General features: G+C 67.6%; 10 protein-coding genes and 1 rRNA gene. 6 read left to right on the forward strand and 5 right to left on the reverse strand.

Features of this window, described 5'->3' with window-relative positions; genetic code table 11:
- Positions 1 to 72 precede the first annotated feature (72 nt).
- From R1H25_RS10080 to R1H25_RS10090, 3 genes are read left to right on the forward strand one after another with little or no spacing between them, the layout of a single operon-like run.
- On the forward strand, positions 73 to 1908 hold the full coding sequence (locus R1H25_RS10080; RefSeq protein WP_317223506.1) for an ATPase, T2SS/T4P/T4SS family: 1836 nt from the start codon (positions 73 to 75) through the stop codon (positions 1906 to 1908).
- Entirely contained in the window at positions 1880 to 2626 is a 747-nt protein-coding gene (locus R1H25_RS10085) for a glutamine amidotransferase (RefSeq protein WP_317223507.1), read from the forward strand. Before R1H25_RS10080 ends, R1H25_RS10085 begins: the two co-directional genes overlap by 29 nt.
- Positions 2627 to 2676: 50 nt before the next feature.
- The gene (locus tag R1H25_RS10090) at positions 2677 to 3588 is read left to right on the forward strand and encodes a BPSS1780 family membrane protein (protein WP_057499371.1); all 912 of its coding nucleotides are present in this window, start codon (positions 2677 to 2679) and stop codon (positions 3586 to 3588) included.
- A 77-nt stretch (positions 3589 to 3665) separates the two neighbouring features.
- Here the strand turns inward: R1H25_RS10090 and tatC are convergent, their stop codons facing one another.
- From tatC to R1H25_RS10110, 4 genes are all read right to left on the reverse strand, one after another.
- On the reverse strand, positions 3666 to 4415 hold the full coding sequence (tatC, locus tag R1H25_RS10095) for a twin-arginine translocase subunit TatC (protein ID WP_049403616.1): 750 nt from the start codon (positions 4413 to 4415) through the stop codon (positions 3666 to 3668).
- Positions 4412 to 4873: a Sec-independent protein translocase protein TatB gene (gene tatB, locus R1H25_RS10100; protein WP_049443852.1), complete on the reverse strand. Its 462-nt coding sequence runs from the start codon at positions 4871 to 4873 to the stop codon at positions 4412 to 4414. Before tatB ends, tatC begins: the two co-directional genes overlap by 4 nt.
- Positions 4874 to 4888: 15 nt before the next feature.
- Positions 4889 to 5116: a Sec-independent protein translocase subunit TatA gene (gene tatA, locus R1H25_RS10105; RefSeq protein ID WP_005420453.1), complete on the reverse strand. Its 228-nt coding sequence runs from the start codon at positions 5114 to 5116 to the stop codon at positions 4889 to 4891.
- 75 nt (positions 5117 to 5191) lie between these two features.
- Positions 5192 to 6085 (reverse strand): YSC84-related protein, encoded by an 894-nt coding sequence (locus R1H25_RS10110; protein ID WP_317223508.1) that lies wholly within the window; start codon positions 6083 to 6085, stop codon positions 5192 to 5194.
- Positions 6086 to 6250: 165 nt separating this feature from the next.
- Here R1H25_RS10110 and hemH point away from each other — a divergent pair, with 165 nt between their 5' ends.
- From hemH to R1H25_RS10125, 3 genes are all read left to right on the forward strand, one after another.
- Complete coding sequence (gene hemH / locus R1H25_RS10115; RefSeq protein WP_049443858.1) at positions 6251 to 7213, forward strand: ferrochelatase; 963 nt, start codon at positions 6251 to 6253, stop codon at positions 7211 to 7213.
- The gene (locus R1H25_RS10120) at positions 7210 to 8064 is read left to right on the forward strand and encodes an alpha/beta fold hydrolase (RefSeq protein WP_088480920.1); all 855 of its coding nucleotides are present in this window, start codon (positions 7210 to 7212) and stop codon (positions 8062 to 8064) included. The genes hemH and R1H25_RS10120 overlap by 4 nt, the downstream gene beginning before the upstream one ends.
- Before the next feature lie 290 nt (positions 8065 to 8354).
- Positions 8355 to 10460, forward strand: coding sequence for a methyl-accepting chemotaxis protein (locus R1H25_RS10125; RefSeq protein ID WP_317223509.1), 2106 nt, complete (start codon positions 8355 to 8357; stop codon positions 10458 to 10460).
- A gap of 420 nt (positions 10461 to 10880) precedes the next feature.
- Here the strand turns inward: R1H25_RS10125 and rrf are convergent.
- A 5S ribosomal RNA gene (gene rrf / locus R1H25_RS10130) occupies positions 10881 to 10995 on the reverse strand.
- Between the last annotated feature and the right edge of the window lie 183 nt (positions 10996 to 11178).

Genomic DNA, 11178 nt, shown 5'->3' on the forward strand with positions numbered 1-11178 from the left:
TTGGCCGGCAAGGGGGTGCGTTAGTATAACGGCCGACCTGCGGGGCATTCCGTACCCGGGAGGAGCAGGCAGATGGAACATCGGCTGCCGGTCGGCACGCCCGGCGAAGCGGGCGGCGTCGCGCTGCCCTGGGGACGGCTGCAGTTCGAGCAGATTGCCGCAGCCCTGGTCGCCGATGGCCTGGTGGCCGAACAGGACCGCGAACGCATGCGGTTTTCCGCACAGGGCGCGCGCAATGCCAGCGAAGTGCATCCGCTGGTACTGCTGTCCAACCTCAAGCTGGCCGCCACCGGCGGCGGCGAACTGACCCTGGAACGCCTCACCGAGTGGCTGGCCCAGCGTACCGGCAGCCGCTACCTGCGCATCGACCCGACCCGGGTCGACGTCGCTGCGGTGACCGCGCTGGTGTCGCATGCCTACGCCCGCCGCCACCGCTTCCTGCCATTGGCGGTGGATGCCGAGCGCGTGCTGGTAGCCACCAGCGAGCCGCTGGCGCAGGAATGGCGTCGTGACCTGCAGCACCTGACCCGCCGCCGCATCGAGCTGGCGGTGGTCAACCCGCTGGACCTGCATCGCTACACCATGGAGTTCTACGGGGTGACCCGCTCGGTACGCGGCGCCCGTGGCGACGTGCGTGGCGAGGCCAACACCACCCTGCCCAGCTTCGAGCAGCTGGTGGAGCTGGGCCGCACCGGCGATGTCAACGCCGACGACCAGCACATCGTGCACATCGTCGACTGGCTGCTGCAGTACGCCTATGAGCAACGCGCTTCGGACATCCACCTGGAACCGCGCCGCGAGATGGGGCGCATGCGCTTCCGCATCGACGGCGTGCTGCACAAGGTGTTCGAGGTGCCACCGGCGGTGATGACCGCGGTGGTCAGCCGTATCAAGGTGCTCGGCCGCATGGACCTGGCCGAGCGCCGGCGCCCGCAGGACGGCCGCATCAAGACCCGCTCGCCGGGCGGCCGCGAGGTCGAGATGCGCCTGTCGACCATGCCCACCGCCTTCGGCGAGAAGTGCGTGATGCGCATCTTCGACCCCGATGCCGCCTTCAAGAGCATCGACCAGCTCGGCTTCAGCCCACAGGAGGCGGCCGGCTGGAATGCGCTGGTCGAGCGCCCGCACGGCATCGTGCTGGTGACCGGCCCGACCGGCTCGGGCAAGACCACCACCCTGTATTCCACGCTGAAGCGGCTGGCCACGCCGGACGTGAACGTGTGCACGGTGGAGGACCCGATCGAGATGATCGCGCCCGAGTTCAACCAGATGCAGGTGCAGACCAACATCGATCTGGACTTCGCCAGCGGCGTGCGCACTCTGCTGCGGCAGGACCCGGACATCATCATGATCGGCGAGATCCGCGACCTGGAGACCGCACAGATGGCGGTGCAGGCCTCACTGACCGGCCACCTGGTGCTGTCCACCCTGCATACCAATGACGCGCCCTCGGCGGTCACCCGCCTGCTCGACCTGGGCGTACCGCACTACCTGCTGGCCAGCACCCTCAACGGCATCCTCGCCCAGCGCCTGGTGCGCACGCTGTGCCCGCACTGCAAGCAGCCACACAGCCTCGGCGCCGCCGATTGGGCGGTGCTGGCTGATAGCCATGCTGCATATCCAGATGCCGCCACGCCCTGTCGGCCGGTCGGTTGCCTGGAGTGCCGGCGCACCGGATTCCTTGGCCGCATCGGCCTGTATGAGTTGCTGCCATTGGGCTCGCGGCTGCGCGGGCAGATCCGCGCCGACATGGATCTGGCCGGTTTCAGCCGGGCCGCACGGGCTGAAGGGCTGCGAACCCTGCGCCAGGCCGGGCTTGAAAAGGTGGCGCAGGGGCTGACTACAATCGAGGAAGTCCTGTCAGTCCTGCCGCCCCCGGATGAACCCAGCCCCGTTCCTGATTCTTGAAACCGGCCGCCCGGTACCGTCGCTGCGCCGCTACGGGCGCTTTCCGCACTGGATCCGCGTCGCCGCCGGGCTGGAAGAACACGAGACGGTGGTGGTTGATGTCGAACACGGTGGCGCCCTGCCCGACCCGCATGCCTTCGCTGGCGTACTGGTGACCGGCTCGGCCGCCTTCGTCACCGACCACGCCGAATGGAGCGAGCGCAGCGCCGCATGGCTGCGCCAGACCGCCCACGCGGACCTGCCGGTGTTCGGCATCTGCTACGGCCACCAGCTGCTGGCGCACGCGCTGGGAGGCGAGGTGGCCTACAACCCGGCCGGCCGTGAGTCCGGCACGATCGAGTTGGAACTGCAGCCGCAGGCCGCGCAGGACCCGCTGTTCCAGGGCCTGCCGCAGCACTTCGCCGCTCACGCCACCCACCTGCAGACCGTGCTGCGCGCACCCGATGGCGCCCAAGTGCTGGCACGCTCACCGCTGGATGGCTGCCACGCCTTCCGCTGGGGCCGCCAGGCCTGGGGCGTGCAGTTCCATCCGGAGTTCGCCACCCACCACATGCGCGGCTACGTACGCGCCCGCGCCGACTGCATCGGTCGCCACGGCGGCTGCGCCCGCAGCATCGAGCGCGCGGTCAGCGCCGCACCGCTGGCCCGCCAGCTGTTGCGCCGCTTCGTCCGCCAGGCGCGGCTGTCTTCAGCCCAGCCGGTGGCAAAACAGGGATAATCGGCGGCACGGGCAGCCGCCCGGCCCCCTCCTGTCCTTCCCGGATGTCCATGAAAGAGATTCGCAAGCTGCCGGCTTCGGCGGGCGCCCAGTGGTTGCTGGATACGTTCTCGCTGTACCGGCGCGCGCCGCTGCAGCTGGCCCGGATCGGCCTGGCCTGGCTGCTGGTGAGCTGGGTGGTGACGCTGCTGTCGACGCTGATTCCCGGCGCTGCCGGCATGGCCGTGCAGCTGATGACCCTGGCCATCTCGCCGATCATGTTCGGCGGCATGTTGTACGCCGTGGGCGAGATCGACGAAGGCCGCCCGGGCCTGGCCTCGCACCTGCTGCAGCCGATCCGCGACCACCGCGTCAGCCACCTGCTGGTGCCGCTGGCGATCCAGGTGCTGGCGGTACTGCTGCTGGGCGCGCTGCTGTTCCTGATGATCGGCCGCGAGGGCTTCACCGCCTTCAGCGAGGTCATGACCAAGATGGAAGAGATCAGCCGCAGTGGCCAGCAGATCAAGCCGGACGATGCCGCCGCGCTGGTCGCCAACCTGCCGGCCAAGCGCATCGCGCTGTGGATGCTGCTGGTATTCCTGAGCGCGGTGGCGCTGTCGCTGGCAATGTTCACCCAGCCGGCGCTGGTGGTGTTCGACAAGCAGAGCGGCATGCACGCGCTGCGCCTGAGCCTGCAGGGCTGCATCGAGAACATCGGCGCGATGATCGTGTTCGCAGCGCTCGGCCTGATCGCTGCGTTCTGCATGTACATCCTGTTCGTGATCGTGATCCAGATCGCGATGCTGGTCGGCGGCCCGCTGGCTGCGGCCTTCATCGCCCAGCTGGTGCTGACCACGGTGCTGATGCCGCTGTATGTCGGCGCGGTCTACGCCGCCTGGAAGCAGATGTTCGTGCACCGCGGCAGCCGCGCAGCGCCTCCGATTCCGACCACGCCAACCTCGAGCGACGTGTTCCACGCCTGACGAAAAAGGGGACGGAGGGGATTAAGTCGTTAGCCGCACAGTGGCACAAACGACTTAATCCCCTCCGTCCCCTTTTTTCAGGCAGCGGGCTTCTTCACTACCGACGACGGCACCAGCCAGCGTGCGGCGTGGATGCCCAGCTCGTAGAGCAGGCACATCGGAATCGCCAGCATCAGCTGCGAGACCACGTCCGGCGGGGTGAGCACTGCGGCCAGCACGAAGATGCCGACGATCGCGTAACCGCGGCCTTCCTTGAACTGCTGCGGCGTCACCCAGCCCAGCAGCACCAGGATCACCATCGCCACCGGCAGTTCGAAGCTGCCGCCGAAGGCGAAGAAGATCGCCAGCACGAAGTCCAGGTAGGCGTTCGCATCCGGGGTGATCGCGATCACGTCCGGGCTGAAGGTGGTGAGGAAGTGGAACACCGCCGGCAGCACCAGGAAGTAGGCAAAAGCGCAACCGATATAGAACAGCAGCACCGACGACACCAGCAACGGTACCGCCAAGCGTTTCTCACGCGCGTACAGACCTGGAGCGACAAACGCCCACAACTGGTACAGCAGCCACGGCACCGCCACGAACAGGGCGACGAAGAAGGTCAGTTTCAGCGGTGCGAAGAAGGCGCCGGCCGGGTTGGTGGCGATCATCGTCTGCCCGTTCGGCAGCTGCGAGACCAGCGGTTCGGCCAGCGCGTTGTAGAGCTTCTGGGTGAACGGCAGCAGCGCCAGCAGTACCACGCCCAGGCCCAGCAACGCGCGCACCAGGCGGCCGCGCAGTTCCACCAGATGTTCAACCAGCGAGCTTTCGCCGAAATCCTGTTCACTCATGGCTGGCGCTCCGTGCTCTGCGCCGGCGGCGGCGTACCGGCTTCAGCGGGCGCAGCGGAAACCGGCTCGGCGGCACCACCGTCCTGCGTCGGTTCAACCGCGTCGGGCGCGGCACCCATGTGCGGCGGCAGATCCGCAGGCGCCGGTGAACGTACCTCCTGCGCCAGCGTATCGCCCTGCTGCTGCGCCTGCTGGGCTTCGCGACGGATCGCTTCACCACTGGCGCGCAGCTGGTTCTCGGTGTCCTGCATGCCCTGGCGCACGTCCTGCATCTGCCGCTTGATGTCCTCGGCCTGCAGTTCGCGTTCCAGTTCCTGTTTCACCGAATCCCACTGATTGCGGGCACGACGCACCCACAGGCCGGCGAAGCGGGCCGCCTTGGGCAGGCGCTCGGGACCGAGCACCACCAGGGCGACCACTGCAATCACCAGCAGTTCGCTGAAGCCGATATCAAACACCGCGACCGCTCCGGATCAGCGAGCGTTACGGTCGTGCTCGTCCTGCGCGGTGCGCGAGGCGTCCTGGCTGCGCGACTCATCGCCCAGCTGCGCGTTCGGCTTGTCTTCGTCGCGCATGCCCTTCTTGAATTCCTTGACCGCCGAACCGAGGTCCTTGGCGCCGCTGGTCAGGCGCTTGGTGCCGAACACCAGCAGGACGATGGCCAGCACGACCAACCAATGCCAGATGCTGAAACTGCCCATAAAGACGCTCGTTACGTTAGTGATCAGGCTGTCGAGCATAGCGCACCGGGTGTTAGCCGGCGCGCGTGACGAAAGTCAGTTTCCGCCCAGCGTTTCCGTGCGGATTTCGCCGTCGTTGACCGGCTGGAAGCCCTGCTGCGGCGGCGGCGGGGTCTGCGGCACGTTCTGCAGCGGCGCAGTGGTGGCTTCGGCGGGGGCGGCCGGCGCTGCCTGAACAGGCGCAGGAGCTGCCGCCGGGACCGGCGCCGGACGCGGCGCGTTGCCACCATTGCCGTTGCGGTTGTTGCGGGCGGCGTAGGTAGCCTCTTCCAGGCGATCGCGGAAGGCGACCACGTCCATCGACGGGGAACCGACGGCGCGACCTTCGAAGATCATGCGCGGCGTGGTGTTGCTGCCGTAGGCGTCCAGATTGGCGGCATCGTCGATCTGCAGCACCGCGCCATCCAGCGCGACGCCGGCGAACAGGCCGCGGGCGCGCGACCAGGACCAGATCTCGGCCTTCAGCTGGCCGTCTGTGGCAGCGGCGGCATTGCGGCCGACCGGGCCGGCGGCGACACCCGCATCGGCGCCCAGCGTGAACTTGCCGTTGACCAGATTGTCCAGGCTGCGGTCGTTGCGGAACACCAGCACCACGTCGGAAGACTGCACGCCAGCCTGGAAGCCGATGCTGCCGCCCGTGAGCTTCACGAATACCGGGTTCGACCAGGCGCCATTGGGCATGCGCACCGACATCAGGCCGTGACCACGACGACCGCCAATGACCAGACCGGCCTTGATCGTGTCGGGAATGACGATGACCGCGCGGCCTTCGTCGAGCAATTTATCCGGAATGCCCTGTTCAGGGATTTCCTGGATTTCAGCCAGCACGCGCACGGCATTGCGCGCACGCTGGTCTTCCTGCGGTCCGGCCATGGCCTGGCTGGACAGCAGGCTGGCGGCGATCAGCAGGGCTTGGATCGGGCGACGCATGGCAGGCTCCAGAAGTCAGTCCATAGGAAGATATAGCAAGTGACTGAAATTAGTAGTGTTGTCATGAATCGCCAATGAGCGCTCCCCGCTCACATAGATGCCCGCTATGCCTGCAATCCGAACCCTGCATCCCGGCGCGACACCGGATCGGCGACAATGCACCCCATGCTCGACGCACCCGATACCGCCGTGCTGGCGGTCAACCTAGGCACGCCCGAGACGCCGACGGCCCCCGCCGTACGCCGTTACCTGGCTGAATTCCTGTCCGACCGCCGCGTGGTCGCGATCCCGCCACTGCTGTGGCAGCCGCTGCTGCGCGGACTGATCCTGCCGCTGCGCAGCAGCCGTTCAGCGGCCAAGTACGCCCAGGTCTGGCTACCGGAAGGGTCTCCGCTGATGGTGCATACGCGCCAGCTGGCCCAAGCCATGCAAGCGCTGTTGCCGACCCTGAAGGTTCGCCATGCAATGCGCTATGGCGAACCGGCGCTGGCCAGCGAGCTCGACCGCCTGGCGGCCGACGGTGCGCGCCGCATCGTAGTACTGCCGCTGTATCCGCAGTACTCCACCACCACCACCGCCTCGGTCGAAGATCGCGTCGATGCCTGGCAGCGCCGCAATCCGGACGTGACGGTGAGCCTGGTGCGCGACTATTCGGTCGATCCGGGCTGGGTCGACGCCGTTGCCGGCTCGATCCGCCGCTACTGGGAACAGCACGGTCGCGGCCAGAAACTGATGTTCTCCTTCCACGGCATCCCGCAGCGCCTGGCCGATGCCGGCGATCCGTATCCGCAGCGCTGCGAGGCCAGTGCGCAGGCCATCGCCAAGGCACTGGGCCTGGGCAGGGACGAGTGGCAGATGGGTTACCAGTCGCGTTTCGGCCGCGAGCGCTGGCTGCAGCCCTATGCCGAGCCCAGCCTGTGGGCGCTGGCCGAATCCGGCGTGAAGCAGATCGACGTGGTGTGCCCCGGCTTCGCCACCGATTGCCTGGAGACGCTGGAAGAGGTCGCCATGGGCTTCACCGAAACGCTGGCCGAGCGCGGCGCAACGATGCGCTACATCCCCTGCCTCAACGCCGAACCGGAACACGCTCGCGCCCTGGCGCGGCTGGCCGTGGCCTCGCTGGCATGAGTCTGCAACCGTTTGAACTGGAGGTCGGTGGCGCGCGCGTCGCCGGCCTGCGCAATCACGGCGATGGCCCGCGCGTGCTGGCCCTGCACGGCTGGCTCGACAACGCGGCCAGCTTCGTGCCGCTGGCGCCGCATCTGTCGTCGCTGCAATTGGTGGCGATCGATTTGCCCGGTCATGGCCACAGTGCACATCTGCCGGCCGGTGCCAGCTACACCACGGCCGCCGCGATCTGCCACGTGCTCGATGTGGCCGATGCACTGGGCTGGGACCGTTTCAGCCTGCTCGGCCATTCGATGGGCGCCGGCATCGCCAGCCTCACCGCCTCGGTCAGCGACCGGGTGGAACGGCTGGTGGCGATCGAAGCACTCGGCGGCCTGCGTGGTCCCGAAGAAGAGACCGCCAACCGCCTGCGCGAGCATGTGAATGCCACGCGTGGGCTGGCGCGCAAGCAGCTCCGCGTGTTCCCCGACCTCGCCGCGCCGATCCGCGCGCGGATGATGACCAACCAGCTCAGCGAGCGCTGTGCACGGCTGCTGGTCGAGCGCGGCGTGGAGCCGGTCGAAGGCGGCTACCGCTGGTGCAGCGACCCGCGCCTGATGCTGCCCACTGCGATCCGCCTCAGCGAAGGCCAGATCGACAACCTGCTGCAGGCCATCGCCTGCCCGACGCAGGTGATCTATGCCACGCCGGCACAGTCGTACTATCCCGAACCGATGCGCAGCGATCGCCTGCGGCATCTGCGCGATGGCCGTCTTGCGGTGTTTGCCGGCAACCATCACCTGCACATGGAAGATCCGGAACAGATCGCAGACGTGATCCTGCGCTTCTTCAACAACGACAACGCAGGCTGAGCGAAGGCACCGGCGCGCTTCACTCCGCGCGTCTGCGGCCGATACATCAGTTGCGGGCCCCTGCGTCCGCAGCACGCAGGTCCGGTCGGGCCTGCGGCGTGTGTCTGGTTCTGCAAGGAAGTCCGCATGCCCGCTCTGCTGCACCGTCACCCACAGGATGTGGCCACGGTGTCCCGTCTCCGCGTCGCTGATCGCGTCGCATTCCCTGAATTCCCGGCTCGCGCCCTGGTCACGCACTCCTGCGTGCGCCGCGGCGTGGCCGTTGTCGTTTGCTGATCCAGGAGTCGCCGATGTCCGTTGCATCCTCCCGCCCCCCCGATACCGCCCGCCTGCCGCATCTGCAGCAGCTCGCCCGCCACGCTGACCGCCGCCTGCTGATCGGCAGCGCGGCACTGGCCCTGGCTGGCCTGGTGCTGGCCCTGCGTGGTCCGCAGGTGCAGGCCGCCGCGTTGGCGTCCGTCGCCGTGCTGCCAGCCGCCTGGTTGGGCGGACTGCAGGCAGGCCGAGCCGTCGCCCGCAACGGTCTGGCACTGCTGTTGTCGCTGCAGCTGGCCGTGTTGTGCGCGATCGTCAGCCTGTCACCGGCCTTGCCGATTGCGCTGTTGCTGGGCGTGCTGCTGGGGCACCGCGATCGCCTTCCGGTGTGGCTGGCCGGTGGCGTCGGTACGCTCGCCCTGCTGGTACCGTTGCAGGGCGATGCCGCGCTGTGGCCAACGGTGCTGCAGGCCGGCATGTTCGCAGCCCTGACCCTGTTCCTCGGCCAGGTCGCACTGCGCCTTCGGCAGCAGACCGAGGCCCTGGGTCACGGCCCGCGTCGGCTTGCTGCGCTGGCACGCGATATCGCCACCGGTGCCGATCTTGGCGCGCATGCCGATACCGGCGCCTATGCGCCGGGTTCACTGGCCCACGCCCTGGCCGACACTGCACGCCACGTGCAGGCCCAGCGTGGACGCGAGGCCGCGTCGCATGCCGAGAACGCGCAGATCCGCCAGGCGCTGGATGCCTCGCGCACCGCGATGATGATCGCCGACAACGACCATGTGATCCGCTATGTGAACCGCTCGGTGGTCGCACTGCTGCGCAACCAGCAGGCGACGTTGCGACAGGCCTTCCCCGATTTCGACGCCGAGCGCCTGGTCGGCAGCAGCATCCATCGCTTCCACGCCAACCCGGACCGCATCCGCGCGATCCTCAACGGTCTGCAGGTCACGCACAACGGCAAGGTGCAGATCGGCCCGGTACACTTCGCGCAGGTGGTCACCCCGGTGTTCGACGCGCAGGGCGTGCGCCTGGGCTTCGCCGTGGAGTGGCATGACCGCACCCATGAGCTCGCGCTGGAGAACGCCGTGGCCGGCATCGTCGCAGCGGCAGCGGCCGGTGACCTCGACCAGCGCCTGCAGGCCACTGAAGGTGTCAGCTTCCTCGATGGGCTGACCGGTGGCATCAACCAGCTGCTCGATACGCTCGGCAGCACCGTCAACGACGTGCGGCAGATGCTCTCGGCACTGGCCAACGGCGATCTGGATCGGCGCATGCGCGGGGATTATCACGGCGCCTTCGCTGCCATCCAGCGCGATGCCAATGCCACGGCCCGGCAGTTGGCACGCATGGTCGGTCGCATCCAGGAATGTGCGGCGTCGATCAGTACCGCCGCCAGCGAGATTGCCGCCGGCAACGGCGCGTTGTCCGAGCGCAGCGAGCGCCAGGCGGCGCACCTGCAGGAGACCGCAGCATCGATGGAGGAACTGACCGCCACCGTGCGCCAGAACGCCGCCCATGCGCGTGAGGCCAGTGCATTGGCGGCCTCCACGCAGAGCGCTGCCAGTGACGGCAATACGGCCATGCAGCGGGTGGTCGATACCATGCAGGCCATCGAAGGCGCCTCGAAGCGGATCGGCGACATCACCGGCGTCATCGATGGCATTGCCTTCCAGACCAATATCCTGGCGTTGAACGCAGCGGTGGAGGCGGCGCGCGCCGGCGAGCAGGGCCGAGGCTTTGCCGTGGTGGCCAGCGAAGTACGCGTGCTGGCACAGCGTTCGGCGGCGGCCGCACAGGAGATCAAGAAGCTGATCGACGAAGCAGGCCGGCAGGTGGGTGAAGGTGCCCAGCTGGTGGCCGACGCCGGCCAGCGCATGCAGGGCATTGTCGGCGGCGTGGAGGATGTCAGCCACCTGATGCGCGAGATTTCTGCAGCGTCGCAGGAGCAGTCGATCGGTATCGAGCAGATCAACCAGACCGTGGTGCAGATGGATCAGGCCACGCAGCAGAACGCGGCGCTGGTGGAAGAAGCCACCGCTGCCGCACGTGAGCTGCAGTCGCAGGCGGGGACGCTGACCGAAGCAGTCTCGGTATTCCGCCAGCAGGAACCGCACGAGGTCTCGCAGGCCGCCTGACCCGGGCCTTTCATTCGAGTCTGATCAGGACGGCGCCCGCAGGGCGCCGTCTTTTTATGCGTGATCTGCGTGATGGGTCACGCAGAGAGCATCCCTGCACGGCGCGGATCTACGGGTAGTGCCGGCCGCTGGCCGGCAAACGATGGGTAGCTGCCAACCTTGGTTGGCGCCTGGGTCCCGCCCTGAGAGCATCCACGCATCGCGTAGATCTACCCGGCAAACGATCGCCGTGCGGGCCTGCTGTTGGTAGTGGCCACGCTTGGTTTGCGCCGTGGCTACTCGCAGGGGGCATCCACGCATGGCGTGGATCTACCGGCCGATGTAATGCCATCGGGTGACCGGCCCGCGGCCGGCGCTATCCGCATTTCCTGCGCACAAAGAAAAACCCCGCTGCGTGAGCAGCGGGGTTTTGGGTGTAAACCCTGGCGATGACCTACTCTCGCATGGCTTGAGCCACACTACCATCGGCGCAGCTGCGTTTCACTTCCGAGTTCGGGATGGGATCGGGTGGTTCCACAGCGCTAATTTCACCAGGGAGACGGTTGCAGCAGCGCTTGCAGCGCCAGCTTCGCGATCTTGCCCTTGGGGCGGAAGGCGTCCAGAAAAGCAATGCCTTCACTTAATAAGAAAAACCCCGCTGCGTGAGCAGCGGGGTTTTGGGTATAAACCCTGGCGATGACCTACTCTCGCATGGCTTGAGCCACACTACCATCGGCGC

It is taken from the genome of Stenotrophomonas veracruzanensis, from assembly GCF_032911525.1.
Classification (GTDB): Bacteria; Pseudomonadota; Gammaproteobacteria; order Xanthomonadales; family Xanthomonadaceae; genus Stenotrophomonas; species Stenotrophomonas africana.

What these genes read in the sequence shown, in the direction of transcription:
- R1H25_RS10080 (WP_317223506.1), top strand. Translation starts at nt 73, where the DNA reads ATGGAACATCGGCTGCCGGTCGGCACGCCCGGCGAAGCGGGCGGCGTC.
- R1H25_RS10085 (WP_317223507.1), top strand. Translation starts at nt 1,880, where the DNA reads ATGAACCCAGCCCCGTTCCTGATTCTTGAAACCGGCCGCCCGGTACCG.
- R1H25_RS10090 (WP_057499371.1), top strand. Translation starts at nt 2,677, where the DNA reads ATGAAAGAGATTCGCAAGCTGCCGGCTTCGGCGGGCGCCCAGTGGTTG.
- tatC (WP_049403616.1), bottom strand. Translation starts at nt 4,415, where the DNA reads ATGAGTGAACAGGATTTCGGCGAAAGCTCGCTGGTTGAACATCTGGTG.
- tatA (WP_005420453.1), bottom strand. Translation starts at nt 5,116, where the DNA reads ATGGGCAGTTTCAGCATCTGGCATTGGTTGGTCGTGCTGGCCATCGTC.
- R1H25_RS10110 (WP_317223508.1), bottom strand. Translation starts at nt 6,085, where the DNA reads ATGCGTCGCCCGATCCAAGCCCTGCTGATCGCCGCCAGCCTGCTGTCC.
- hemH (WP_049443858.1), top strand. Translation starts at nt 6,251, where the DNA reads ATGCTCGACGCACCCGATACCGCCGTGCTGGCGGTCAACCTAGGCACG.
- R1H25_RS10120 (WP_088480920.1), top strand. Translation starts at nt 7,210, where the DNA reads ATGAGTCTGCAACCGTTTGAACTGGAGGTCGGTGGCGCGCGCGTCGCC.
- R1H25_RS10125 (WP_317223509.1), top strand. Translation starts at nt 8,355, where the DNA reads ATGTCCGTTGCATCCTCCCGCCCCCCCGATACCGCCCGCCTGCCGCAT.